The organism is Pantoea agglomerans NBRC 102470, assembly GCF_001598475.1.
In the GTDB taxonomy this organism is placed as follows: domain Bacteria; phylum Pseudomonadota; class Gammaproteobacteria; order Enterobacterales; family Enterobacteriaceae; genus Pantoea; species Pantoea agglomerans.
In genome coordinates this window covers 207,691-232,096 of the sequence record NZ_BCZA01000006.1, presented here as the reverse complement: position 1 = coordinate 232,096, position 24,406 = coordinate 207,691, and the positions used below count along the sequence as shown (strand labels likewise).

The window sequence follows — 24,406 nt, the reverse complement described above, 5'->3', positions numbered from 1 at the left end:
TCGAATAGCCTAAAATACCAGACAGAAATACTATTAATGACGAATCGCCTCTGTTCATACCAATGCCAAAGGTCTGTAATGAAATCGATAAATCTGGAAAGCTTGTATCGCTCTGCCAACGAGAACACCCTCTCCATCTGGTCGGAAAATGCAGGAGTTGGGGCTGTTAAAGAGGGGAACTACTACGATCCTGTAAGGCTGGCTCTTGCAGCGGGCATTCAGCCGCCGGTGACCTTTGATGTCTCACGTCTTATTTGTGAATTACAGCAGCTCACAAAGGATGATCCCCTTGCCGATATTCTGCCCATACAGGGTTTCCATTTTACCTTCCTGCCCCTGACTCTGCCGCTCTATAACAATAACGAGTCATTGCCCGAAAAAATCGATGAATTGACGAATATCTGGAGCGAATTTGATGCGATAAAAATTGTTATCAGAGATCTGCGGTTAGTTGCTTTGCCCAGTCAGTTATTGCTTGCAGGGATCCCTGATAGTTCGGCAATAGCCATGCGCCACTTATTCTGCGAAAAAGTTCTGGATTCGCACTGGAAAAATGAGTTGCTGATGCGTCATAACGGCAGCCCATTACCGGCACCCTTCTGGCACAGCACGATTCTGCGCTACGGCGCTGATTTTTTACCTGCACCCGTGCGTGAGTTTATTTATGGACGTCAGACCATTAATTTTGGGGATGTAGATGGAGAATTAAAACTGGCGAGGGTTAACTACAACTGGACAAAATGTTATCCGTTGGCGGATTAATTAAGACGAAGAAATTACATGATAAATAAGATACTGCCTGTCCTCGCGTAAACGTTTCAAAAGTGGGTAATACGCCCTTTTTTTCGCTCATAACAGTCATTAACCCGCACACATTCCGCTCTATACCTGACAACCCCCTCCGGCTGAAAAAACAGGGCCTGCGCGCAACACTTTCTGTCTTTTACAAACCTGATGTCGCTAGCCCTGTGGTGCCTCATTCACATCATGTCACTTTTTACACGAGTAAAAACCTCAGGAAATTTAAAAAACCGCCGCGAGCTGCCGATAACCTCAGGTATCGAAACTCTGTACGCAGGAAACAACATCCATGTCACCATCCGACACCCATAGTAAGCATCAGGAAATTGGCGAAATTACGGCGCGTGCTGGCTTCATCCTGCGGCAGCTTCGCGACAGTCTGCAACAGCTGGGGCTTGATAAAACCATCGCCGATGTGGCGGGAAGCATCCCTAACGCCCGTGAAAGGCTGGGTTATGTCGTCACAATGACCCGCGAAGCAGCAGAGGGCGTAATCAACAGCGTGGAAATCACGCAGCCTCTGCAAACCGATCTGGGAGAAAAAGCGGAGAAACTCTCGCAACGCTGGGATGCCACATCGGGGACGCCATTAGAAAAAGAACAGACCCAGGCATTAGCGGCAGATACCGTTGCCTTGCTGAATGATGTCCCCCGTGTCACGGGTCTGACGCAACAGCAGTTGCACGCGATTATGATGTCACAGGGCTTCCAGGACCTCACAGGACAGATTGTGCAGGCTATGATGGCCGTGCTGAATCAGGCTGAGCAGCAGCTGATACAGGTCATCCGCGATAATACCGGCTCACATAGCACCGCCGAGCGCACTGCGCCGTCTAAACCCTCCTCCGCACCAGAGACTCCTGCCAGTCAGGATGATGTGGACGACCTGCTGGCCAGTCTGGGAATGTAAGCCGACGTAATAAAATCGCTCTGAGAACGGACGATTAATGATTAAAGCGTTTTCGCCAGGCCACCCAATCGGTCTTGCTGACAGCAAAGATGTTATTTTGGCTAAACGTCCGCTTTGTGCCAGAGGCAGACGTTTATGAAAATGGCAGTGGATTACGCGCTGCGATGTTTCTCCAGTTTGATATCGGTATCGTTAATCTCTTTTTTATTGCCCCAGCCGAGCTGCATGTAAAATTTCGCCGCGCGACTATTTTTATCGGTTTCCAGCCAGGCAATCTCATGATGTTTGAATAATTCCTGCTCGGCGAGAAAAACCAGCCTGCGACCTATCCCCTGGCCTTCATATTCCGGGAGAACAAAGGCCGCAAAAAGACAGCCTTCATCCGGTAAAATCATTGAAAAGCCGACTATTTTTTCGCTTTCAGCCGCAACCCAGGCGCATAAATTCTTTTCAATCATATCCGCCACGACGCTTTCGGTGATCCCCATCTGACGCATTTCTTCACGACTCAAATAATTCTCGAGCACTGAGGTTCTGACTTCGAAAATACTGTCAACATCAGAAGCCCGGGCTGTTCTTATATTTATATTCATTAGTCTTACTCCTTGTATGACAAAAATATTTTTTGATGATGCCTGACATTCCCTTAAACGAACCATAGAATTTTAAGCGAAAAGGCTGTTAAACGGCAGGCCGTCAAAGGCGGCACTACCTCAAAGCCTGCGTAATGAATGAAGCCGTTATGATAAGAACGTTGTGCAATATGAGCTCAGCCGACCTTAACTCCGCTCTGTTTCTTCATAGTGACGCCTCATTAACTAATTTGAGATAGCGGGAACCCGATATGTTTCTACCGCTCACCACACAGACAACTTTACGCCCGCTCAGTTCTTTTGCATAACGGATGGCTGCCGCAACTGCGGGTACGCCTGAAGGCTCTACAACATGGCTGTGCAGATTAAGCATTAACAGCATCGCTGCTTTAATTTCGGCTTCTGAAACCAGAAGAACACGATCGACACGATCGCGTATAAGTGGCCAGGTCATCGCTTCAGGCTCTATATAGCCACTTATGCCTTCGGCGATTGACGACGATATTTCCACAGGGATCGCCTCACCAGCTTCTTTCCAGCGCTCAAACGTCGGGCTTGCTTCACTCTGCACTGCCCACACTTCGGCTGCAGGGTTTATGCCCTTGATGGCTGTTGCGATACCGGAGGCCAGCCCGCCGCCGCCAATGTTCACGAGAATAACGTCAGCGTCTGGCCAGTCTTCCATGATTTCCAGACCGACGGTGCCGCCTCCGGCAATCATCTGCTGATTATTATAGGCCGAGACGAACGTTGCGCCGGACTGTTGCGCTGCGACAATGGCTTCCTGCCTTGCGTCTTCAATGTCGTCAAAAAACGTAACCTGCGCACCATAACTTTTCATTGCAGAAACCTTAATCGGGTCTGCTGAAAACGGTAAGAATATGGATACGGGTATGCCTGCCGCATGTCCCGCACAGGCAAGCCCTAAACCATGATTCCCTGCCGTCGGGGCGATGACGCCGGCACGTCGCTGGTCTGCATTAAGACTGGCAAGAACGTTTGCAGCACCTCTCAGCTTAAAGCTACCCGTATGCTGAAGATTTTCCATCTTAAGCCTGACCTCCGTCCCGACAAGAGCAGACAGCGAGTGGGAAGGCTCCAGTGGAGTTTTGCATACTGTTGATTTAATTCGCCCGGAAGCGGCATAAATATCTTTCAGCGTGAAACTGTCTGTTAGCCTTTGTCTGTGGTTTGTCATAGTATGCCCCTAAAGTTATATAAGAAAATGACTATATAGGCGATTGACTATATGCACAACTCAAAGACATTAATGGCCGATATTTTTCGTGCCCTTGGTAATGAGCATCGGCTCGTGATTGTTGAATGGCTGTCCGATCCAGAGTCACATTTTCCGGTGCAGCAGGACGGCGATCTGGTTAAGGATGGTGTGTGTGTCGGATTTATCACCGAAAAAATTGGTCTGAGTCAGCCCACCGTGACAGGCCATCTGCAAATTCTTGCTAAGGCTGGGATTGTGACATCGAAACGTATCAAGAACTGGGTGTTCTATAAACTTGATCGACAACGGATGGATGAAGCTACGGCAATGTTGTCTGGATATGGGAAGCAGGCGACTGATTCACCTGAACAGCCATAATTGGTCAGTATGTGTATTTACAGGGCAGTAAATCCAGTGTGTGTGTATCTCGCTCGTGGCGTGACCGCATTTCAGATAAATTTATTCGGTCATCGTTATCTGTTGTCATTTTTTGCAAAACTGCCGTTTAACTTCAGAAACTACCCCGGCTGATGACCAGCCTGTAGGTCTGGGTCCACTTTTCATTCAAAGCGGACCTTATGACCTAACTTTCTGTACGATCCGTGCCTGAGGCGGCCATTAATTACATTCAGATGCGCTAAGAAACATTGAGCCGCTTATTTTCCTTCAGGATGATTCGGACATATTTGAGAACCGACTGCGCACGACACGCCTGGCGTTCTGCCGCAACCCGTCAACCAACCTGCCCCATTCAGGCAGGTGGAATGCTTTTATTAGACGAGATTCACCAGGGTGCACGCTCTCCATCCAAAAAGAATCCTGCGGTGATTGTCTGGGATACTTCAGCAGCGAGCCAGACGATCCCCCTGGCCGCCTGGGATACAGTTCGATAACCGGTATGTCCGTTAAAATCGGTGGCCGTATATCCCGGGTCAACTGCGTTTACGCTGATGCCATACTCAGACAGTGAATTGGCAAATGCCACCGTAACGCCATTTAATGCCGTTTTGGAACTGGTATAGCCCAGTGCCGCTACCTGAGAGTAGGGATGCGCTTTGTCAGATACCCATTCCAGCGATCCCAGCCCGCTGCTGACCATGATAATCCGGGGTTCCTCACCCAGTTTGAGCAGCGGCAGAAAAGCCTGCGTTACTCTGATGACGCCGAAAACGTTGGTGTTATACACCGTCATAATATCGCTGATGCTCTGCGACTCAGGCGCGATGGGCCAGGTTCCGGGAATACCCGCATTATTGATCAGCACATCTAGTTTTCCATCTTCTGACTTTATCTGCCCGACGGCCGCATCAACACTTTTCTGGTCTTTCACGTCAATGATAGCCAGCCGCACTTTAATGCCTTCCGACAGCAACCGGCTGTCGCCGTCTTTGAAAACTGGCTGCAGCCCTGCTTTACGACGGGTGAACTGCTGCATCTGCTTCCGGAGTGGTGGCCCGAATTTGAAGGTCCCTGGCTCTACTTTCCCAGCCGCTTTATTTCAGCACCTCTGCGCGCTTTTGTGGATTTCCTGAAAAAGGTCCAGTCAATGCCTGAACCGCTCGATTGACTGCAGTAGCAGGCCCGCCAGTCGATATTGAGCTCGGCTAACAAGCGCACCTCTGTTTTGACGGGTTGTGGCAGGTTAAAACGCACTGGAGGCATGGGGCCGCGTTTCAGACCGCTTTTTTCCCGGAGCAGACCTTGAGAAATTTCAGCTTCCCTGACTAAAGTGGAGTACTAATTTTTATTTAAAACCACTCATTACGGGAACTGGAAAAATGGAAACTGATTGGCATAGCTCCTCACTAACACGTTCGACCATCATTGATAAAAATTACAAAAACACACAAAACGTTCGCCGTTTTATGATCAAAGAGTGTGGAGAGAATTTCCGATTCAATCGTGAATTTATGATCTGGATAAGTAATGCTACCCCTAAGAATTTGGGTGATGTCGTAGATGAGTGGAAACGGCGATATAAACGTTAAAATATGGATGTCAGCCTCTCACTTATAGCGAACCTTGTGCGTTCTGGCACAGGTTAACACCTCGAATTTTATCTCGGCGACAAAGCTGTTTCGTAAGAAAGCTTAGTTTCTGTGGTACTCAACCCAGTTAAAATCAGGTTTTTTATGGAAAAAATAATTCTTGTCCCGTCTAGTCTTGGTCTCAACCCTCTTTATGAAGGGCACATACCGGGCACATTCCGTGCGCCAGCAGTTCTCATGCACCACGGACTCGATAAAATGTTTCCCTCTTGTAACTTTGTTACTGTTCCCTGCCCTGAATACAGTCCTGAATGTGAGCCAGGTACTGATATCCTGAACGGTCACAAGCTCAGACAACTTAATCTACGATTGGCTGATGAAGTAGAGGCGGCGCATCATCGCAACTTAAAGCCCGTTGTTATCGGAGGCGACTGCGCCATCCTGCCCGGAGCCTTGCTGGGCAGCAGGCGTCAGTTAGGGCAACTTGCACTTGTGCATATTGACGGCCACAGCGATTTCCGTCATCCCGGCAACTGGAAGCGAGAACCAGGAGCACGACCAGGCGCTGCGGCCGGAATGGATTTGGCACTCGTTACCGGTCGGGGAGAGCCATTACTGACTGCATGGCCCGGTATCGAAGGATCCCTGGTTCAGGATGACGCAGTGATTCAGTTGGGAGAGCGTGAGTCGCTCCTGGAAGATTATGAATGGCCTGACATTGTAGGCACTGATATCCGGCGTATAACTATTTTTGACGCGCTTAAGTTGCCTGATCATCATCTCATCAATGTGATATTCGAGCGGCTTAACATTTTTCCTGAAATGCCCTACTGGATTCATCTTGATATGGATGTCCTGGACAGTTCTGAAATGTCTGCAGTTGATTGTCCCGGCAATCCCGGTTTGTCTTCTGAAACACTTGTAAATCTCTGTCGCGAACTTTTCAGAAATATGCGCTGCTGTGGCATTACAATGACCATTTATGATCCTGATTTAGATCATGAAGGGACAGCAGCAAAGCTCATTTTGGACATGCTCAGAAGCATAACTAACAATACCTGACCCACTTACAATCAATGCGGTTACTACGTCCGCTTCTCGCTCAAAGCGGACCTTTAGCCGAGGTAGACAGTCCGTTCTGTGCCAGAAACAGAAGAGGCATAATAGCTTTATGTTAAAAGCAAGGGGCTGGCAGAGTCATACAACGCTGCCAGCTGGTCGTTACTTGAGAATGACCGTTAGGAGACTGCTGAATACAGAACCCGTTACGAAAGCTCGCTCCGTCGTGACTTCCTCTTTCCGCATGTCCGCTAGCCTGGTGAGCGCACTTTCAGCATCGGCAGCGCGAACCTCTTCAAACTGCTTTTCCCAGCCGTCACTGGCCAGTTGAGCAGATTTTTCCGCGTCAGTTCTTTCCAGGGCGGCGATATGCTTGCCCTTTTTAAAAAAACAGAACTCCGGCATGGTGTACTCCGTGAATAGGGTTGCACTAGGGAGTAACATATCTGAACCAGCCTAATTTTGTACAGTGGAGCCTTTCTGACGCGGCTCGGTACTGGGACTTTATGTTTAATATTTATTTGTCGTCAGTAAATGTCCGCTCCTCGCTCATAACGGACCTTAGCCTGCCGTCAGTCCGCCTTCCGCCACTAGAGTTATTGGGCTCCGTATGGAAAACGGAAAACATTGTACGTTAAGACTAATTTTTAAGCATGGGTAAGCTTTTATTCTGTTACCCGTTAGTAAATCGATGTAAATACTCCCACTTCAACGCCAGGGCGTTTATTGAAATGAGAGATGGATGTGGAGATAGCAAAAAGATATCGCAGCCTGGCTGGTTTTTCTGCTGTCTGCGATGCTAGCGGTAGCTGCATTGTGGCAATACTGCAGGCCTCGCCGTACTATGTATGAATCACATACATTAATTAAATTGATTTTAGTTCATGGACGGTACGTTCATTTTCAATATGACCAGTATTTACAGTACTGTTTCGCTCAAGCAGAACTACGTCACACGTTGGCTCCGCAGTAGGACAGTGCTCAACTCCCCGGGGAATAATAATATATTCTCCTTCCACCAAAACCACATCACCGCCATCTTCAGCGTGTAATTGCATGCGCAATTTCCCACGGGTAACCAGAAAGAGTTCATCTTCATTTTCATGGTGATGCCAGTGAAACTCTCCTTCAAATTTTGCCAGTTTTATCTGGAAATCGTTTATATCCCCACCGATCCTTGGGCTCCAATTCTCAGTAAACTTCCCGAAGGAATTTTTTAAATTTACTTTTTTTATTTCTGGCATATTTCTCACTCCATTTTATTTTATGGTTGATTTGTAAGATACAGCGACTGGATGCGATATATCTGAGAACAACTATACCCGGTTGTCTCTGCAATCTCCTTAATACTTAATTTCTTAACCTGTCGGTAGTACATTACTTTTTGGTGCCGCTCCCGGTCTGCCTGCTTACCCCGATATTTACCCAGTGTCTGCGCCCGTTCAATCCCCTGTTTTTGCCGCTGACGCCGAGTCAGCCAGCTCGACCAGTAAAATATCATTGTGGTGACTGTCCATCAGTAAGCGTCCCAGCTCCGGGCGGTCAAGTTTTGTGCCGCTGATGTTCTCCCGGTAGTAGCTGGCTATTATCAGGGATAAAGTTTCTGACACGCCTGCCGATACCAGTTAAAGCTGTCGGCATGATTGCCTGTATGCCGACAGCTTTTGTCCTTTGTGACGTGGTTCCCGGCCTTACGTCCCCTGCGCCGGTTTTTTTTAACTGTCACCAGATTTAACGAATAAGCACTTTTTTTAATCCATATAAATTAAAACAGGAAAGTGCATCGATACGCATACCCTGCAGCCAGACTTTTTTGCGTAAACCGCATACATCACCCCCCTGAAACCTCTGAACTTCCACACCTGACATACGAAACTAAAACCCTTTTTTCTCAATGTATTGCTTCAACTAACAGTAATTTCAGACAGGAGCGTCATGAACAACATCAGAATCGGCATACGCCTCGGCTTGGCATTTGGCTTTATCCTTCTTCTTCTTGTCATCGTTGCAGGGACCGGGTTTACCCGCATTCAGTCGCTGGGAGAAACCGCTGAAACTCTGGCTGGCAGCCGCTATCAGAAAGCATCAGCTGCAACCGGTCTTCGTTATTACTCAACTGACCTGAGCAGGCTGGTACGCAACATTGTCCTGGTGGAGACGCCAGACCGGAAGGCAATTTTCAAAAAAGATTATGACAAGGTGTATGCCAAAATTACCGCATCTGTTGACCAGGTCGACGCCACACTAAAGGCGCCCAGAAGCCGTGAGCTGATTGCGTTAATTAAAAGCACCGGCAGTCAGTATCTGGCGTTTTCGGACGACGTTGTAGCGCTGGGAATGGCGGGTAAGCGTGATGAGGCCGCACAACTTCTGCTGGGACCTCGCTATCAGACACAGGTCGACTATCTGAAGGCTATTTCGGAACTGGTGTCTTTTCAGGAACTGCAGATGCAGAAGGCCGGCAGTGCAGCAGCAAGTGAGAAGCGTAGCTCTGCCGTTCTGCTGGCTTTGCTGAGTATCGCAGCAATTTTGCTGGGTTCAGTAGCGGCCTGGCTCATCACCCGCAGCATTATCCGCCCTTTGAACGAGACACTTAGTGCAGCTCAGCGAATTGCCCGTGGCGATTTAAGTCAGCCTGTGCGCGTTAACGGACGGGATGAAACCGGCAGGCTGCTGGCTGCGGTTTCGGAGATGCAGGATTCACTGGCGCAGACCGTCAGCACGGTACGCCGGAATGCGGAGAGCGTTGCTGCGTCCAGCCTTCAGATTGCGCAGGGGAACTCAGACCTGTCGCAGCGTACCGAGGAGCAGGCAAGCGCACTTGAGCAGACCGCTGCTACCATGAGCGAGCTCAGTGTGACGGTCAGAAACAATGCCGACAACGCCCGTCAGGCGGCACAGCTTGCCATTAACGTGCGAGAGGTCGCCCGTCAGGGCAACGAAGTGACTGCCGATATTTCCGGAACCATGAAATCTATCGGTGAAAGCTCCGGCCGGATTGCGGAAATCACGGCTGTGATTGACAGTATCGCCTTTCAGACCAACATCCTGGCCCTTAATGCGGCGGTAGAGGCGGCGCGCGCAGGCGAACAGGGGCGTGGCTTTGCCGTGGTCGCCGGAGAGGTTCGTACGCTGGCCAGCCGCAGCGCCACGGCGGCCGGTGAGATCCGTCAGCTGATCGAGGCAAACTCGGCAAGCGTAAGTGCTGGCAGCGTCCTGGCGAGCCGGTCTGTGACAACGATGGCGGATATAGCGTCATCGGTCGGTCAGTTAAGTGATACCGTTGAGGAAATTACCGCTGCAAGTGCCGAGCAGGCCCGTGGTATTGAGCAGGTTGGCATCGCCGTAACGGAGATGGATGGTGTGACGCAGCAGAATGCGTCGCTGGTCGAAGAATCGGCGTCGGCCTCGCAGAGCCTGCAGGCACAGGCATCCCTGCTGCTGCAGTCGGTGTCAGTGTTCACGCTTGCTACAGTCTCACATCCCACAGCCACCCGGCATGCAATCGTATCTTCACCAGCCGCAGTTAAGAAGGAAGCGCCTGCTGATACAGACGGAAACTGGACCTCTTTCTGATAGCTGGCTGCGTCCTGGAGGGCGCAGCCCCCTCCTTTATTCATATCATTTTTGTCAAACCTCAGGCCTGCGCGAATATAACTATCTTTGACAGACGAGCCTGCAGGAAGGAGCAGTAGTGTTGCTGTTAAGAAGATAATGTGATGAATATCTGTCAGTCAGGTCTCCGAGACTCCGGTATTAAGACCTGATTTCACCCTGGCTGACTTATTGACTCTTCATGAGTTCCACTTTGTGCCAGAAGCGGGAACTTCAAAGTCAGCGTGTTAAATTCGAACGCTGCTTTCGTTTGTTTAAAACAGGAGCCAACAAATGAATATCGACTGGCATAGTTCTTCATTAACACGTTTTACAATCGTGGATAAAGACTACAAAAACACACAAAACGTTCGCCGTTTCATGGTGAATGAGTGCGGTCCAGATTTCCGGTTTGATCGCGAGTTTATGGCCTGGATACGAAATGACGTACCAAAAAATCTGGGCGATGTGGTTGATGAGTGGAAACGCAGACATCAACTTTAGGGCAGGAACGTCCGGTCTTTGCTCTTTGCGGATATTGCCTGATGCAGATGTCCGCTTTGTGCCAGAAGCGGACGTGGCTAACAACAATCTGTGTTGTTCAACGGGGAACAGATGATTCCATTGATATGAGCATTTAGCACTATAGGATTGCTAATCATGCTTAGGCTGCACAACAAGAATAAAGCTTATACTCAGACAGAATTTGAGATTACACAGGGACTAAGTTGATCAGTCCTGTCAACGCAACGCTAAATTCTTGTCAAGAAACGCTTTAGATTGCCGAAATATACAATTACCATTATTTCTGTAAATACATGGATTGAACAATATGAACAAAATCTTACTTCTTATCTCGCTGGTTTTTATTGCGCCAGCACAGGCTTCTGAAGTCACAGTTGGTCAGGCTTGCAAAGCTGCTTCTGCTGCAATGTTTGGCCGTGACCATAAGATCATGCAGTTGGATAAAGTCGAATCAGGTGTTGCCTATGTCCATTATATCCGGCAGGACGATGGCACCCGTTGGGCAATTAAGTGCAAACTTATAGGTGATCAAGTTATGTGGGCATCTAACAATCCTGAGAGCACCGGTCGCTGGCGGGATGATCCTGCAGACAGTACGGTCAAATATGCTATTAATGGTAAAAAGATTATTATTACCGAACTCTACAGTGACGGTTCAAGTACTACTAACTCTTATCCTTTGAACCAGCTAAAGTGACTATGATCGGCACTCCGTTGATCAAGACAACTCAATTTTAGTCATGTAGCTATTGGAGTTGAGAACGTCCGCTCCTCGCTCACAGCGGCCGCTCATTTTTGTGACCAGTGATGATGCCGACACCAGTCGGCTTCATGGGCTGATCTAACCGCTACTACCTCACCCCGTGGCCCTTGCGCTTCCGGACTATCAGCCGGCTCTTCCTGTTGGCCAGCAGCCCGAATGGCAACCAGTCGACATTAATTGCAAAAATGCAACTCACCTGAAAAACCGTTTGAATCGAGCCTCTCCACTCATTTGCATTTTTCAACCCTCGGGCGTCATTGTCCCCCTCCTTCAGCTATGCCTCCGCTGAAATATCGTATCAAGCATGAAGATCACCGAAAAATTAACCTAACAAGTGTTAGACCGGTGTTGACGTGTGTTGATTTGCCCGCTAATGTTTGCCTACCTAACGTTAGTTAGATACCCCAACCATCAACCTGTAGGATCGACCATGACTGCTAAACTTCAGCTTTTTACATCACCTTCGGCCTTTCCTAATCCACAGCGCCTGCGGCTTTTCATGCATGAAAAGGGCATCGCTGACCAGTTTGCCGAGACAATCTATGACATGTCTCCTGGAGGAGAGCAGCGTGGCTGGCGACATTTAAATATGAATCCGTGGGGCGAAACGCCTACCCTTGAACTGGCTGACGGGAGTTATATTTCTGAAACGGCTGCCATCGTTCGCTATCTTGATCAGGAGTATCCGGGCCGCAAGATTATGGGAGAAACCGCACTGGAACAGGGTCTGGATAATATGTGGGATAACCGGGTGTGGGTGCATATCCTGTACCGCATCGTTACAGCGTTCCACGTGTTGCACACCGGCCTCGGCTTTAAGCTGGAATTGACCAAAAATGAGGCCTGGGGTGAACACTGCCGTAAAGAAGCTTTGGCTCACGCCGCGCTGGTTAATCGCCATCTGTCAGACGGCCGCGAATGGCTGCTCGGCGGCGATGCGCCGACCTTCTCGGATATTACTCTGGCGACCGCGATCGCCTTCTCGAAATTCCCGGTCAATGCCACTCCACTGGACGAGCGTTTTGAGTTCTTAGATGCGTACTGGCAGCGCTGGACAAAACGTCCTGCCTTCCAGGCGGCCTACGCCGATCGCAACAGCGGCATTCCCGAGCTGGATTCGCCAGCCCGGTAATAGCGCCACTCAATGTAAACTCCGGTACGCCGGGTTCGTTATCTACTGACTTTCCCGGTGACCAGAGTGCTTATGATTGCGTCGGCTGTTGATGTTACTTGCTAAACCATGATGGAATTACGTCTGCCTGAGCACCCTGGATGCATTGAACTTACTGTTTTCCATGGCAATCACCCTGTCACCCGGTAAGCGTTTGCTGTAAATTAGCATTCTCTATTTAAGAGATCATCCCAATACCAAAGGCATCAAGATGAGCGTCAACACCAGGGAAGCCATTTTGCAGGCGGCCAGGAAAATTGCCCAATCTCAGGGCTATAACGGTTTGAATTTCCGCGACCTCGCGCAGGATGTGGGTATCAAAGCGGCGAGTATTTACTACTATTTTCCAGGCAAAGCCGAGCTGGGTATTGCCGTTGCCAGACGATATTGGGAGGACGGTGCGCTCGCACTCGAGATGATCGAATCAGAAAGCCCGTCACCCATTGACGCGCTGCGTCGCTTTCCTGAAATCTTCCGAAGATCACTTGAGGCCGAAAATCGTCTCTGCCTGGGCAGTTTCATGGGCGCTGAAAAAGAGACCTTACCTCTTGAAATGAATGCAGAAATACAGAAGTTTGCTGATGTAAACATTGCATGGCTGAACAGACTTCTGGTGGCTGCGAAGGTGTGCGATTCAGGTGAGAGTGAATCCAGAGCACGTGCAATTTTCACGGCCATTGCTGGTGCCCAGCTTATTGCCAGAAGTCGCTCAGATATCTCGCTTTTTGATTCACTGGTGGATTCATACCGCGCCTTTGGACCTCTGCCAGCATAGCAACTGCCCGCAATCCGATTCAGCGAATGGGCAGTTTTCTGCACGCGCGCCCAATGCGGCGCGGTGCCCGATAGCGTATGTGCTTTTCCACTCAGGAACTCACCCTTTTGAATCAATGCGCGACGGGCCAGGGTAAAAGTATTACGCCGTGTCTCATCATCACCTGCGATAAAGGGGTGAAACCTCGGTTCAGGAAATCGTTTATTTCAGCGGTTCAGGCAGCTAACAATCCACAATTTGCTGTCCGACTGCGGTTTCTTTAGCGGCTTCTGGCCAATAGTCGTGGCAATCAACTTATCATCAACCGTAAGCGTCCCCTGCTCGGTCACCCGATAATCTTTACGCTTCTTACCTTTCAGCAATGCGGGTGATGCGGTACCTCTGAGAGTACAGCAGTAAAGCCTGCCTGCGGGGATCGCGTTCGTCGGGGGCGGATGTCATGTTCACGCAGCCCATATACGGCCGCGACACCATTTGATCACAATAATGCGGCAGATTGCGCAGAGTTCCCCCCTCGCCTTTGATTTACGCTGTTATATCCTGGAAAAGATGTTTACATTTGTTCAGCAAAATTATCGGCCGCTCAGCAGAGCGTCACTGACCGACACGCGGATTGATCGCAGGGAAGAACAGCCGTTAACTTCATCATCAAAGTCATACCGCTAACAGAGGCAGGGAAAGAATGAGGGAGCTTGCACCCGATGGCATCACCGGGATGCCGTCACGGACGGCAGAGTATCTTTGTCGCCAGATCGCACGCCTGCTGAAAGGAGGAAGCCTGACCCCGGAGACCTGCCAGCGTATCTTTGCTTTCTGTGGAATCAGACCGTCCGATGCTCAGTGGCGTCAGTTTCTTATCCCGGTTCTTTCCTGTCTGGGATTACTGTCTCTGGTTGCCGGAGCGGTGTTCTTTATTGCCTGGAACTGGGCCTGGCTGCCGAAAATGGCGAAATTTGCCCTGGCCGAGCTGTTGATCGTCGCGCTGGCGGTGGTTGTCTGGTGGCGCTGGTACAGCACGCTGGCACGCAACGCATTACTGGCGACAGGGCTAAGCTTCGGTGCCCTTTTTGCGCTGTATGGACAGATTTATCAGACCGGTGCTGACAGCTGGGAGCTATTCCGGGCCTGGTTATACGTTCTTCTGCCGCTGGCGCTGATTACACGGCAAAACAGCCTGTGGTTTTGCAGCTGGCTGGTCGCTAATCTGGCGTTCCAGCTCTATTACAACACCCTGCCGTCATCACTGCTGGATCTCGCCGCGTCTGACAGTTTAGCCAGGCTCCCGACCACTGTGCTCTACGCATATCTGGCGTTGCTGGCAGCCTGCCTGATTGTCAGGGAAGCGCTGGCGTGGCGCGCGATAACGCATCAGCCCGAGAGCTGGCTGGCAAGCCGCTGGTTCTCGCGAATCATGGCGGGATTTTTACTGCTTCAGCTGACCGCCATTGTGGCCGGGAACCTCTCTGACTGGGCCGGCGGTGACCACCTTCCTTATATCACGGGCGGTTGGGTGATCACCCTGCTGGCAGGTTATTACCTGTACCGTTACCGCTATCCGGATCTCTGCATGCTGACGCTGGGCATCGCCAGCCTGACCATTGTTGGCTGTGCGCTAATTATGCAGTTATTTCTTTTAGCCTACGATACGGGTGATCTGTTTTTAACCGGCATCCTGATGGCATTCTGGGTGGCGGTAAATGGTTCAATTCTGCTGAAATGGCAACGCAAACTGGTTGAAAAGGGGCCAATCGATCTGGCTCCGGCCAGGCTGACCTTACTGACAGACACTTTGCGTCAGCAGGGTTTGCTGAGCGCCTCGCAGGTTGAGGAAATTAAGCAGCGCGGTCACGCATCCGACCTGCCCTGGTATCTGAGGCTGGCGCTAAGCGTCGGAGGCTGGGTGGCAGCGATCATCATTCTGTTACTGATGATACTGATGCTCTATGCCACTGATCTGCTGGAAGACCCGAATGCTGCCACCCTTATTATTCCTTCGCTGCTGCTTGCCGCCATTGCACGTGGCCTGTTAAGCAGTCAGCGTGACGGTAAACATCACCTCGGGCTGGCATGGGCGATTGCGGCAACGTGCGGGCTGATAACCGGTGTTCTGCTGCAAATTCAGAGCAATGACGTCAGCTTTATTATGCTGAGTTCACTGACTGCCTTGCCGATCCTGGCCGCAATGGCGATGGCGATCCCCGACCGCACTTATCGGTTTATGGCCATCACTGCCCTGACCTTTTTCCTGGTGCTGGCGGGCTACTCTCTGGCCCGGATCTGCCTGTCTCCGATGGCTGCGCGACTTGCTGTGTCCGTACTGGTGGCGGCGGTTATATTTTTGTGGATGTGGACTGTCAGTCATCAGTTGAGGTTACAGGCAGGGCCGTATGCTGACGCGGTACATCCTCTGCTGTATGGCATCCCGTGTGGTCTGATGTTGCTGAGTTTCCTTGGGATAAACGCGGCGTATCTCACGGATTTCCTCTGGTCAGCATCGCAATTTTCCACGCTTCAGTCTGCGACTGGTACAGGGATCGCGGCTGGCTTAGTGCTGAGTGCGCTCAGTCAGAAAAGGCACAACCAGCCGCTGTTTTCGATTATCACGCTGCCCGCTGCACTTATCTGCGGGGCTGCCGCCCTCTATGCACCAGGTATAGGGCTGGGATTGTGGTTAATTCTGATGGCACGTTATCAGGGAAGTCTGGGGTTGCTGGTGATGAGTGGCGGTTTCATGGTGCTGTATGTCATTGGCTGGTATTACTTCCTGGAGGTAATTCTGCTGCAGAAATCCCTGCTGCTGCTGGTCAGCGGTCTGGTTTTACTGGGGCTGGCATGGGGAGTCAAAAAAGTATTACCTGCACAAATCGGAGGTGCCAGTGAAAATGCATAAACAGAGCCGATGGCTGGCTGGCGCTGTGATAGCGCTGGCGCTGATAGCCGTCAATGTCAGTATCTGGCAAAAAGAGCAGTTGCTGAAGCAAGGCGCGGTCATGATTTTACCTCTTGCCCCGGTTGACCCGCGATCCCTGATGCAGGGTGATTACATGGCGCTGAATTATGCCCTCACCCGCCCACTGGAACTGACGTTGTATCAACAGGCTGAGTCCTGTGGCGCGACCCTGTCAGCGTCATGCCTGCCCACCAGCGGAACCCTGATTGTTGACCTCGATGCGCAGCGTCATGCGACTCAGGCCCGTTTTGATCAGGGTGAACCTCTGCAGCCGAATCAGCTACGGGTAAAATACCATCAACATTATGGCTCGCTGACCGTCGGTACTAACGCTTATTTCTTTCAGGAAGGTCATGCCGACAGATTCGCCCAGGCGCGTTACGGGGCATTTCGGGTGGGAAGCGATGGAACGGCTCTCCTGACGGATCTGCTTGATGAGCAGGGTAAAGCGATTCAGCCTTAAGGATGCGAGACGCTCACTGGCCTGGCGCTAAATACCCTGACAGGCGGCCTTAATGTCCTTATTGCCGGATGCCCGTCACAGGTCAGCAAAAGGATGCTGTGCCGGAAGCCTGTTTTGCGATCAAGCCCGTGCCGAAAATTTAAGCGAGTAAGCTGCATCAATATAGCTGCTCAGACATAGAGAAAATTATGCCGAACATTATTGACGACAACTGGATTAGGATATCTGTGATATCAGCAATATTTAGTAGTGTCGTGGGTTCATTACTGGTTTTAACCTATCTTTCCTTGGGAAAAAGCAGTACACCCGTAATGGGTTTAATTTTTACTTATTTTTTCATCGTTATGGTGAGTATTATTGGCACCACGATGGGCTCAATGATAATCGGCATGCCATTAGCGATGATTTCAAAGCGATTTTATCCTGACGCTGCCCTGAAGGGGAGCTTTTTTATCGTGTGCTCTACGCTCTTCATGTGGCTGGTTGTACTGGCATGGCCTGTTATCAGGATATGTGAAACGCCTTATTCGGATATTTTGCTTTTAAGCCCCTATGCCTTCTGTTCAGCTGCCGCACTTGCTTATCTGGTTTACTGGGATTGATGCGTATCATATCAATCAGGATCGGGGCAGCAGGACCGTTAATGAAAAGAACTAATGGTATCATTTTTCAACCAGACATATGGAAACAGGTGAGTCCAGGGTGTCGGAATTCCCATGTTTTCCAACCCTATGTGAGCAATTTTAATTACAGACTCACCTGGATGTTAATTAGATAATGTTCACGTGACAACACGTGATCACATTTTGCCTGCCAGATAATCATGGATTCTGCTCGAAATACTGTTTATCCATCTCGACAAGTTTCTTTTGTAATCCTGTCTCATCTTCAACCACTTCGTAAAATTTACTGTAAGTATACAGATAAATACGCTCGGATGACGCAAACATAAACATGTCTGGTGAAGCCATATTTGAAAAGCGACTGATCACTTCAGGCTGTAAAAAGATGACATCATTCCCGATGTGACCAATCACTCCGCGCCCCCAGTTTCCCGCACGAAAAAAGGTATCTGGATTGCTATATCCCGTGCATCTGGTGAGCCCATGCTCCGGACAGGAGACAACAGAAAGAAGATGAAATTTACTCAGATCTAAATCACCAACATTATAGCCACCGACATAGGTTGAGCCATTACTTTTGAAGACATTGTAAATACGCCATTTATCATCCTTACCAAATGGAAAAATAACCTGGAAATCTTCCGGGTTAACCTCTTTTATCTTCTCGCTCCGGAAATATACAGACGATTCATCTTGCGCGTAGCTGGCTAATTGTTCCGATTGCCAGTATGGCCGGGTAGTCTTAACGTAATCAACCGGTCGAAACGTAGAGGAGTATTTAGCCACTAAATAAAGATCGCGCTTTTCTATTTTATTGACCTGCATGGGCTTTGCTGTCAAGCAACCCCAGGAAGTGATGTTATAAATTAAACCTGAAGTATCGCCCGTCCCAGTAATGCAGGGAGAGTGTTCGTAATTAATTTTACTCACCCAGTAAATATTGTTCTTAATGGATACATAGTTACTGAAAACAGGCCTTATATCATTTGAACATTGCTGACTTACCTGAAATAAGTTATCTCTCTCACCATTCTGGTTAAATTTACCATGAACAGATTCGCTACAGACATTAAGGACAGGCCTGCCACGCACATCACTTTGCATTGGCCGACTTACATCGAAAATATATTTTAAGAAAATAAAAATCAGAAATACTCCAGTAATTAACCCTATCCTGACAAAGATACTATGGTTTGACTTCATGTGTTATTCCCTTTAACCGCTATCCTGGTATCACATCAGATAGTGCAGACCGAAGGTAAACGGCAAGCGCGCCGCCTGGCATGAACGCTATTCAACATAATTAATGTTTTTCCGGGATCATGCATTCTGCAGCATAGCCCGCATTTAATTTTATATCTGCCCACATAACACTGTTTCTCTGGGGTACGGAGCGTAAATCTTCAGTGTCATCATTTTCTCATCTTCCCATGCTTACTTGTCTGGTGGCGCAGGTTTAAAAACTCCGGTGTGCTGGGCACGGCTAATGAACCCGGTTTACAGACATAAATAGATGATGAGTTTTAGCGGACACATTATATTTTGCCTGGTATAGAGGTCAGGCCTGTGGTTGCTTACCACCCTATCGACTTGCATTGACTGAATTCAGTCCTTGGAACAATGAGCGCCATATGGTTTTCTGCCATGCACTGTTTAAAAACCTGCTCTTTGTAACGGCCCGCCTGTAAACCCAGCATGGTGCTGGACCGTTCCGCTGCGTTATTTTCAATGTAAGAGCCACAATTTTCTTTGAACTCCTGAGGATTATCGCTATAAGACATCGACCATTTCAGCTGAGCTTCAACTGAATCATCTGATTGATGCTGGGGGACGGCTTTTACTGGTTCCAGGCCAGAATAGAGTGGATTGCCGAGTAATTTCTGTGCAAATCGTTGATTTTCTGCGGTTAAACGTCCGGTTTTACACATCTGCAGATAGATCTGCGAAAGGCGTTGCTCCTCAGCATCGGCAGCATGGGTGCATTCCTCCAGGACTTGTTCATTAGTCTTAGCCGGTTTTTTATCTGTGGATCTCCAGTAACTATTTTTAAAGTCCGGTACCGTGCCTTCAGTGGTGCCAAAAGGGCAAAGTGCACTGGCGCAACCCAGTAAAAACATGGGCACACACGTCAACGTCAGAACACGTAACAGGGAAAACGCTTTAAGACTGCTTTTGTTCATTTTATTTTCACTTTAGTCAGCTGCGGATATGGGGTCTGAACAATGTCATTATTTTTAATGTTCCGCTTTTCGCTCATAGCGGAAATTAGCCTGACGTCAGTCTTCCCTATACCGGCAGCGTAGGTTCGCACGCCATTAGAGAATAGCTACGCTGGGCACTCGTATGCGCTTCACTGGCAATCTTAATTGCGGAAAATGGCCAGGGAAGAAAATCCGCCCCGGCCATCTGATTTAAGCCAGTTGCAAGTGAAGATTATGTTGCATCAGGATATCAGCCAGCGAACCTTCATGGCTGGCAGAGGCATTGTGATACAGGTCGTACTGCTGACCGTTACTAATACGCTGCCCATCCTCGCTCCAGACGCCGCCTTCAATGTTACTTAGCGTAACCACATTGCCGTCCGCGTCTTTTATCGTCGGCGACTCACTCGCATTGTCGTTCATTGGCAACGGCTCTTTTTGCCCCAGATTGACGCTATTACTGCTGTAAGCGCCCAGATTAATGACCTCAGCGTTGCCTGATCTCAGCCCAAGCGTGGCAAAATCAAACGCCTCATGCGCACCATTCAGCTGAAACGAATCGTCATCGGCAGCACCGTTCAGGCTGGTGTGCAGATTTGAATATAAAAGCGTGAGCGTTTCACTGTTTACTGTTCCAGAGAGATGGAGATTGTCAGCCATATCAGGATGAAGAGACGCGTGCTCCAGTGTGATAGCACTATGGCTTTCCGAATTGCTGCCATCTTCTGTGTTGCTGCTGATCACAGTTGTGGCATTGGTCAGGTTGTCCTGCGCTGCGGTTGCAATACTCAGCTTCGGCTGCGGCTCGGCCATATAAAGCTCGACGTTTTGCGAAACGTGGTTAACGTTTCCGGCAGCATCACGAATAGTTGCGGTAATCCTGTGCTCGCCCGGTTCAGGCGTGAGTGCGTCCAGCGTTTCAAGCTGCACGGCCCACGTGCCTTTGCTGGTCACACTGGTTTGCCACTGGTGGTCGCCAGGCCTGACAGTAACAATATCACCGGCTTCACCCGTACCTGATACATGCTGATCATGGCTGGAGGCAAGGTTGATTTGCTGCCCCTCTGTGAGGTGAGTAAAAGCGATTTTGGGTGCGCAGACATCCACCTGATAGCTGGTCGTTATCGTAGCCGTATGGCCAGCCGCGTCGCTAGCAGTCACGACAATGTCATGCTGCCCCTTGCCGAAACCTGTTTTCATCGTCCCCGGCGCCAGTGGCAGGCTCCAGTGACCGTCGTCGCTTACTGCCGCATTGTGATGTTTACCACCAATAATCACCGATACCGTCTGACCGCTGCCGGTGACGCCCGTTGTGCCGGTCAGCATCGAGCCCTCTTTTTTCTCCGCACGGTTCAGCCAGCCGTCACCAAATGGCGTATCAATTTCAGGTGCAGGCTGACCTGTAATATCGACCACTGGCGTAGTATTGCTTCCATCGGTGGGATTATCGGGGGTGACCGGTGGCAACGGATCGCCGCTGTTATCACTGACCGGAGAAGTCAGATCCGCTGTGACGTAACCACTCTGTTCAAACCAGTTTCCGGCGCCATCCAGCACGCCAAACGACAGGAAGTTGCCGCCCTGGGAAAGCTCCGACGCGCTGATTTCCGCGCGCCAGCTGCCATCTGCCTCTACCACGGCATAATTCCAGTGGAAGGTATCAGAAACCTGCACCGCAAAAGTCTTAAGCGGCAGCGGCGCTTCAAGCGTGCCGCTGATAACGTACCAGGTCTGACCGTCATGCTGGACCGCATCCGCCAGCGTAATGTCGTTAACGGTGACTTTCGGGTTGCTGCTGTTGTAGTGGGTAATCAGCAGCAGATTCTGGCTGAGGCTGGTACTGTTTCCATTCAGATCCGTTGCGCTGACCTGAATGGTGTGGTTGCCGTCCTTGATAGTTTTCACGTCGCTGTCAGAGAGCTGAACCTGCCACTGATTCTGATAGACACTGCCCTGCCAGGTTCTGCCGTCAAGGGTCAGTTCAACCGGCGTGCCGGAGGGAAGATGAGCGGCGGTGCCGGTGAAGATAATGCCGTATATCCCCTCCTGGTAACTGACCGCATTGTCGCCGGTGATCGGATCAAGAGTCAGCTGCGGCAACGCCTCAGTAGCGAAGATTTGCACGCCTGCTGAGGCATAACCTTTGTTTCCCGCTTCGTCGGTTGTTTCAGCAATAGCACGGTAGCTCCCTTCCTCCATTCCCTGCAGCGTTTCCGCGGGAACTGAGAACTGCCACTGGCCATTTTGATCGACGATGCCGCTCCAGTGGGAGGCCCCAAAACTAACCTCAATCGTCCTGCCGGCTTCGCCTCTGCCGGAGATCACCAGCGGGCTGCTGATTTCATGACTGTCGATCACCCCGTCCCCTGCCAGTGTATTAATCGTGACAAGAGGATCCTGCGTATCGGTAATAAACGTCGTCTCCGTGATACCGGACTGGCCCCAGCGATCGGTGGCGGTCAGCGTAACAGAATGACTCCCCTCGGCTAAATCTGCTTCCATCAGCTGCCCGGTGGAGAGTGAGACAAGCCAGTTGCCCAGACTGTCCACAGCGCCCGCATAGTGAACACCATCTACGGTCAGATCGATCTTCTGGCCCGCCCCGGTCACACCAGTGGAGCCGCTCAGCGTAACAGGCTCGAAGCGTTCATGTGCGTTCATAAACCCGTCGACAAACGGCGTCTCTATAGTCGGCTGTGGCGGGATAGCGTCTGATGGCGGTGCTGACGCCTCTACGGTAATGACTTTGTTTGCGGTGGTCGTACCGCCAACGCTGTTTTCAAAGGTTACGCTGATGTGGTTAGACCCTACCGGCAGCACCTGCAGATCGGCAGACGGCAGGGTAACACTCCAGCTGCCGTCAGCGGCCAGCGTTGTGGTATAGGTCTGACCGTTCAGCATTATGGTCAGCGTGCTCTCTGCGGCGAGGTTCGCTGTGGTGCCGCTGAACGTCTGTGGGGAGAGCTTCTCCTCAGCGCTTAACACGCCGTCACCAGTAAAACTGTTAATGGTTAAAGAAGGGGGCGTGCTGACAGGCGGAATCGGCGTGCCACCATCCGTTGGATTGTCATCGATAACCGGCGGAACCCCATTGCCGCCTTCAACGGGCGTAATAAGATCGGCTGTGACGTTGCCACTCTGCTCAAACCAGTTTCCGGCACCGTCCAGCACGCCAAACGACAGGAAGTTGCCGCCCTGGGAAAGCTCCGACGCGCTGATTTCCGCGCGCCAGCTGCCATCTGCCTCTACCACGGCATAATTCCAGTGGAAGGTATCAGAAACCTGCACCGCAAAAGTCTTAAGCGGCAGCGGCGCTTCAAGCGTGCCGCTGATAACGTACCAGGTCTGACCGTCATGCTGGACCGCATCCGCCAGCGTGATGTCGTTAACGGTGACTTTCGGGTTGCTGCTGTTGTAGTGGGTAATCAGCAGCAGATTCTGGCTGAGGCTGGTACTGTTTCTATTCAGATCCGTTGCACTGACCTGAATGGTATAGTTGCCATCCTTGATAGTTTTCACGTCGCTGTCAGAGAGCTGAACCTGCCACTGATCCTGGTAGACGCTGCCCTGCCAGGTTCTGCCGTCAAGGGTCAGTTCAACCGGCGTGCCGGAGGGGAGATGGGCGGCGGAGCCGGTGAAGATAATGCCGTATATCCCCTCCTGGTAACTGACCGCATTGTCGCCGGTAACCGGATCAAGAGTCAGCGCCGGTAATGGAATGGGGCTGGCCTTCATAGCGTCGGAGGTGGCGGGGGCATCTGAAGCTGTTGCTGACTCAACCTGGGGCGTAAGCGTTAAGGTTGAATCGGCTTCGCTGGTCGTCGCCCTCAGGGCGACAGCTGCTCCGTTTAACGGCGTGCCTGACGGGATCAGAATCTGGCTTTGGGAAGACTCTACGACTGATAACGCGGGATCTGACTCTGGACTGGCAGGGAATGGCATTGGAGATGTTGCAGAAGCTGGAGATTGCCAGACAGGTGTCAGCGTGGTGACAGTCTGAGCATCGCCGGAAACGTCTGTGCTGAACTGTGCCTCCTGAAATAAACTTCCCTGCTGGAAAAGCATTTTACTCTGCTGGCCTGCAACCTCAGTAAAGAAATTCTGATAGCGAAGCGTATCGCTCTCGTGCAGGTTAAGAATGAGATCGTCACCCTGTTTCTGAAAAGAAGAAATCTGAGAAGGTGAGCTTTGCAGCGTGATAAGAGCGGGTTCGCTCAGAATAGATTGTGATTTTCCTTCAGTGGACTGAGACAATGGGTGACCGCTTTTCAGCGATATGACCGTGGCGCGGCCCGTTCCTGAAAATGCCATGGAATCTCCTTATATACCAGTTATTAAGTAGGCAATGCCGTTGGAAATAAAGCGACGCTTTACTTATTTCAGGCACGCAACGGCCAGCGCCAATAAAGGTGCTGAGGCAGAGCCGGCACTCAACGCATTAAACGCAATTCGTAGCAACAATAAAGGGCATAACCAGAGCCAGATTAAATATTCGTTTTTGAAAACAGATTATTTCTGCTGGCAAAATAAAAAGTACCATTCTTTGCAAGAGTCCGGGCATCGGCTCAATTAACCTTTACTGACTTCAACGACGTATCGTCAGGAAAAGTGAATAGTTGATGCTGGATAGACATAAGCTAAACTTCGTTTTCATGTCTGGCTACCAGGTAAAATCTGGAAATGTCCCCTGTTAATAGCAGATGCTTCCTGATGATTTAACTGCCCTGCTGTGTCAGTTTAGTAACGACTTCCCCATCCCTGTAAGAGCAAT

At 50.3% G+C, this 24,406-nt stretch carries 22 protein-coding genes and 1 pseudogene; 13 read left to right on the top strand and 10 right to left on the bottom strand.

What is annotated here, in order from left to right:
* Nucleotides 1-78 precede the first annotated feature (78 nt).
* Both PAG01S_RS13655 and PAG01S_RS13650 read left to right on the top strand, forming a co-directional pair.
* On the top strand, nucleotides 79-762 hold the full coding sequence (locus PAG01S_RS13655; RefSeq protein WP_062759075.1) for a hypothetical protein: 684 nt from the start codon (nucleotides 79-81) through the stop codon (nucleotides 760-762).
* A 328-nt stretch (nucleotides 763-1,090) separates the two neighbouring features.
* The gene (locus PAG01S_RS13650) at nucleotides 1,091-1,711 is read left to right on the top strand and encodes a protein phosphatase CheZ (RefSeq protein ID WP_010670640.1); all 621 of its coding nucleotides are present in this window, start codon (nucleotides 1,091-1,093) and stop codon (nucleotides 1,709-1,711) included.
* 152 nt (nucleotides 1,712-1,863) lie between these two features.
* On the opposite strand, the gene PAG01S_RS13645 is transcribed toward PAG01S_RS13650, so the two are convergent.
* Nucleotides 1,864-2,304, bottom strand: coding sequence for a GNAT family N-acetyltransferase (locus tag PAG01S_RS13645; protein ID WP_022624629.1), 441 nt, complete (start codon nucleotides 2,302-2,304; stop codon nucleotides 1,864-1,866).
* Nucleotides 2,305-2,509: 205 nt separating this feature from the next.
* The gene (locus PAG01S_RS13640) at nucleotides 2,510-3,502 is read right to left on the bottom strand and encodes a threonine ammonia-lyase (protein ID WP_170933462.1); all 993 of its coding nucleotides are present in this window, start codon (nucleotides 3,500-3,502) and stop codon (nucleotides 2,510-2,512) included.
* 51 nt (nucleotides 3,503-3,553) lie between these two features.
* On the opposite strand from PAG01S_RS13640, the gene PAG01S_RS13635 reads away from it, so the two are divergent.
* Entirely contained in the window at nucleotides 3,554-3,901 is a 348-nt protein-coding gene (locus PAG01S_RS13635) for an ArsR/SmtB family transcription factor (RefSeq protein WP_022624627.1), read from the top strand.
* A 406-nt stretch (nucleotides 3,902-4,307) separates the two neighbouring features.
* Here PAG01S_RS13635 and PAG01S_RS13630 read toward each other — a convergent pair whose 3' ends face one another.
* Nucleotides 4,308-4,958 (bottom strand): SDR family NAD(P)-dependent oxidoreductase, encoded by a 651-nt coding sequence (locus tag PAG01S_RS13630; protein WP_062759071.1) that lies wholly within the window; start codon nucleotides 4,956-4,958, stop codon nucleotides 4,308-4,310.
* Between the two features lie 343 nt (nucleotides 4,959-5,301).
* Here PAG01S_RS13630 and PAG01S_RS22645 point away from each other — a divergent pair, with 343 nt between their 5' ends.
* Both PAG01S_RS22645 and PAG01S_RS13625 read left to right on the top strand, forming a co-directional pair.
* Entirely contained in the window at nucleotides 5,302-5,511 is a 210-nt protein-coding gene (locus PAG01S_RS22645; protein WP_045139936.1) for a DUF6434 domain-containing protein, read from the top strand.
* Between the two features lie 144 nt (nucleotides 5,512-5,655).
* Complete coding sequence (locus tag PAG01S_RS13625) at nucleotides 5,656-6,573, top strand: arginase family protein (RefSeq protein WP_062759069.1); 918 nt, start codon at nucleotides 5,656-5,658, stop codon at nucleotides 6,571-6,573.
* Nucleotides 6,574-6,732: 159 nt separating this feature from the next.
* Here PAG01S_RS13625 and PAG01S_RS13620 read toward each other — a convergent pair whose 3' ends face one another.
* The 3 genes and pseudogenes from PAG01S_RS13620 to PAG01S_RS13610 all read right to left on the bottom strand — a co-directional run.
* On the bottom strand, nucleotides 6,733-6,975 hold the full coding sequence (locus PAG01S_RS13620) for a hypothetical protein (protein WP_033768317.1): 243 nt from the start codon (nucleotides 6,973-6,975) through the stop codon (nucleotides 6,733-6,735).
* Nucleotides 6,976-7,436: 461 nt separating this feature from the next.
* A complete protein-coding gene (locus tag PAG01S_RS13615; protein ID WP_062759068.1) occupies nucleotides 7,437-7,814 on the bottom strand; it encodes a cupin domain-containing protein in 378 nt (125 codons plus the stop codon).
* 20 nt (nucleotides 7,815-7,834) lie between these two features.
* Nucleotides 7,835-8,156: pseudogene (locus PAG01S_RS13610) on the bottom strand (hypothetical protein); the annotation flags it as partial.
* Nucleotides 8,157-8,505: 349 nt separating this feature from the next.
* On the opposite strand from PAG01S_RS13610, the gene PAG01S_RS13605 reads away from it, so the two are divergent.
* The 5 genes from PAG01S_RS13605 to PAG01S_RS13585 all read left to right on the top strand — a co-directional run bounded on the left by PAG01S_RS13605 (nucleotide 8,506) and on the right by PAG01S_RS13585 (nucleotide 13,398).
* The gene (locus PAG01S_RS13605) at nucleotides 8,506-10,146 is read left to right on the top strand and encodes a methyl-accepting chemotaxis protein (RefSeq protein ID WP_062759066.1); all 1,641 of its coding nucleotides are present in this window, start codon (nucleotides 8,506-8,508) and stop codon (nucleotides 10,144-10,146) included.
* Nucleotides 10,147-10,458: 312 nt separating this feature from the next.
* Nucleotides 10,459-10,668 carry a DUF6434 domain-containing protein gene (locus PAG01S_RS13600; RefSeq protein WP_062759064.1) on the top strand — a complete coding sequence of 70 codons (210 nt, stop codon included), beginning with the start codon at nucleotides 10,459-10,461 and terminating at the stop codon, nucleotides 10,666-10,668.
* Between the two features lie 328 nt (nucleotides 10,669-10,996).
* Nucleotides 10,997-11,386 (top strand): hypothetical protein, encoded by a 390-nt coding sequence (locus PAG01S_RS13595; RefSeq protein WP_062759062.1) that lies wholly within the window; start codon nucleotides 10,997-10,999, stop codon nucleotides 11,384-11,386.
* A gap of 496 nt (nucleotides 11,387-11,882) precedes the next feature.
* On the top strand, nucleotides 11,883-12,584 hold the full coding sequence (locus PAG01S_RS13590) for a glutathione S-transferase family protein (RefSeq protein WP_010670628.1): 702 nt from the start codon (nucleotides 11,883-11,885) through the stop codon (nucleotides 12,582-12,584).
* A gap of 250 nt (nucleotides 12,585-12,834) precedes the next feature.
* Nucleotides 12,835-13,398 (top strand): TetR/AcrR family transcriptional regulator, encoded by a 564-nt coding sequence (locus tag PAG01S_RS13585; protein WP_062759060.1) that lies wholly within the window; start codon nucleotides 12,835-12,837, stop codon nucleotides 13,396-13,398.
* A 348-nt stretch (nucleotides 13,399-13,746) separates the two neighbouring features.
* Here PAG01S_RS13585 and PAG01S_RS22250 read toward each other — a convergent pair whose 3' ends face one another.
* Nucleotides 13,747-13,839, bottom strand: coding sequence for a terminase gpP N-terminus-related DNA-binding protein (locus PAG01S_RS22250; RefSeq protein WP_371742424.1), 93 nt, complete (start codon nucleotides 13,837-13,839; stop codon nucleotides 13,747-13,749).
* 241 nt (nucleotides 13,840-14,080) lie between these two features.
* Here PAG01S_RS22250 and PAG01S_RS13580 point away from each other — a divergent pair, with 241 nt between their 5' ends.
* From PAG01S_RS13580 to PAG01S_RS13570, 3 genes are all read left to right on the top strand, one after another.
* Nucleotides 14,081-16,288 (top strand): DUF4401 domain-containing protein, encoded by a 2,208-nt coding sequence (locus tag PAG01S_RS13580; protein WP_062759058.1) that lies wholly within the window; start codon nucleotides 14,081-14,083, stop codon nucleotides 16,286-16,288.
* The gene (locus tag PAG01S_RS13575; RefSeq protein ID WP_033768695.1) at nucleotides 16,281-16,811 is read left to right on the top strand and encodes a GDYXXLXY domain-containing protein; all 531 of its coding nucleotides are present in this window, start codon (nucleotides 16,281-16,283) and stop codon (nucleotides 16,809-16,811) included. The genes PAG01S_RS13580 and PAG01S_RS13575 overlap by 8 nt, the downstream gene beginning before the upstream one ends.
* A gap of 188 nt (nucleotides 16,812-16,999) precedes the next feature.
* Complete coding sequence (locus PAG01S_RS13570; RefSeq protein WP_062759056.1) at nucleotides 17,000-17,413, top strand: hypothetical protein; 414 nt, start codon at nucleotides 17,000-17,002, stop codon at nucleotides 17,411-17,413.
* A 219-nt stretch (nucleotides 17,414-17,632) separates the two neighbouring features.
* Here PAG01S_RS13570 and PAG01S_RS13565 read toward each other — a convergent pair whose 3' ends face one another.
* The 3 genes from PAG01S_RS13565 to PAG01S_RS13555 all read right to left on the bottom strand — a co-directional run bounded on the left by PAG01S_RS13565 (nucleotide 17,633) and on the right by PAG01S_RS13555 (nucleotide 23,946).
* Nucleotides 17,633-18,637 carry a DKNYY domain-containing protein gene (locus tag PAG01S_RS13565; protein WP_062759054.1) on the bottom strand — a complete coding sequence of 335 codons (1,005 nt, stop codon included), beginning with the start codon at nucleotides 18,635-18,637 and terminating at the stop codon, nucleotides 17,633-17,635.
* 371 nt (nucleotides 18,638-19,008) lie between these two features.
* Nucleotides 19,009-19,614: a hypothetical protein gene (locus PAG01S_RS13560; RefSeq protein WP_062759052.1), complete on the bottom strand. Its 606-nt coding sequence runs from the start codon at nucleotides 19,612-19,614 to the stop codon at nucleotides 19,009-19,011.
* A gap of 231 nt (nucleotides 19,615-19,845) precedes the next feature.
* Nucleotides 19,846-23,946 carry a BapA prefix-like domain-containing protein gene (locus PAG01S_RS13555; RefSeq protein ID WP_062759050.1) on the bottom strand — a complete coding sequence of 1,367 codons (4,101 nt, stop codon included), beginning with the start codon at nucleotides 23,944-23,946 and terminating at the stop codon, nucleotides 19,846-19,848.
* Nucleotides 23,947-24,406 lie beyond the last annotated feature (460 nt).

Coding starts and splice junctions, on each gene's coding strand:
- PAG01S_RS13585 (WP_062759060.1), top strand. CDS start 12,835: ATGAGCGTCAACACCAGGGAAGCCATTTTGCAGGCGGCCAGGAAAATT.
- PAG01S_RS13630 (WP_062759071.1), bottom strand. CDS start 4,958: ATGCAGCAGTTCACCCGTCGTAAAGCAGGGCTGCAGCCAGTTTTCAAA.
- PAG01S_RS13575 (WP_033768695.1), top strand. CDS start 16,281: ATGCATAAACAGAGCCGATGGCTGGCTGGCGCTGTGATAGCGCTGGCG.
- PAG01S_RS13590 (WP_010670628.1), top strand. CDS start 11,883: ATGACTGCTAAACTTCAGCTTTTTACATCACCTTCGGCCTTTCCTAAT.
- PAG01S_RS13640 (WP_170933462.1), bottom strand. CDS start 3,502: ATGACAAACCACAGACAAAGGCTAACAGACAGTTTCACGCTGAAAGAT.
- PAG01S_RS22250 (WP_371742424.1), bottom strand. CDS start 13,839: ATGACATCCGCCCCCGACGAACGCGATCCCCGCAGGCAGGCTTTACTG.
- PAG01S_RS13560 (WP_062759052.1), bottom strand. CDS start 19,614: ATGAACAAAAGCAGTCTTAAAGCGTTTTCCCTGTTACGTGTTCTGACG.
- PAG01S_RS13595 (WP_062759062.1), top strand. CDS start 10,997: ATGAACAAAATCTTACTTCTTATCTCGCTGGTTTTTATTGCGCCAGCA.
- PAG01S_RS13600 (WP_062759064.1), top strand. CDS start 10,459: ATGAATATCGACTGGCATAGTTCTTCATTAACACGTTTTACAATCGTG.
- PAG01S_RS22645 (WP_045139936.1), top strand. CDS start 5,302: ATGGAAACTGATTGGCATAGCTCCTCACTAACACGTTCGACCATCATT.
- PAG01S_RS13655 (WP_062759075.1), top strand. CDS start 79: ATGAAATCGATAAATCTGGAAAGCTTGTATCGCTCTGCCAACGAGAAC.
- PAG01S_RS13645 (WP_022624629.1), bottom strand. CDS start 2,304: ATGAATATAAATATAAGAACAGCCCGGGCTTCTGATGTTGACAGTATT.
- PAG01S_RS13635 (WP_022624627.1), top strand. CDS start 3,554: ATGCACAACTCAAAGACATTAATGGCCGATATTTTTCGTGCCCTTGGT.
- PAG01S_RS13615 (WP_062759068.1), bottom strand. CDS start 7,814: ATGCCAGAAATAAAAAAAGTAAATTTAAAAAATTCCTTCGGGAAGTTT.
- PAG01S_RS13650 (WP_010670640.1), top strand. CDS start 1,091: ATGTCACCATCCGACACCCATAGTAAGCATCAGGAAATTGGCGAAATT.
- PAG01S_RS13565 (WP_062759054.1), bottom strand. CDS start 18,637: ATGAAGTCAAACCATAGTATCTTTGTCAGGATAGGGTTAATTACTGGA.
- PAG01S_RS13580 (WP_062759058.1), top strand. CDS start 14,081: ATGAGGGAGCTTGCACCCGATGGCATCACCGGGATGCCGTCACGGACG.
- PAG01S_RS13620 (WP_033768317.1), bottom strand. CDS start 6,975: ATGCCGGAGTTCTGTTTTTTTAAAAAGGGCAAGCATATCGCCGCCCTG.
- PAG01S_RS13605 (WP_062759066.1), top strand. CDS start 8,506: ATGAACAACATCAGAATCGGCATACGCCTCGGCTTGGCATTTGGCTTT.
- PAG01S_RS13570 (WP_062759056.1), top strand. CDS start 17,000: ATGCCGAACATTATTGACGACAACTGGATTAGGATATCTGTGATATCA.
- PAG01S_RS13555 (WP_062759050.1), bottom strand. CDS start 23,946: ATGGCATTTTCAGGAACGGGCCGCGCCACGGTCATATCGCTGAAAAGC.
- PAG01S_RS13625 (WP_062759069.1), top strand. CDS start 5,656: ATGGAAAAAATAATTCTTGTCCCGTCTAGTCTTGGTCTCAACCCTCTT.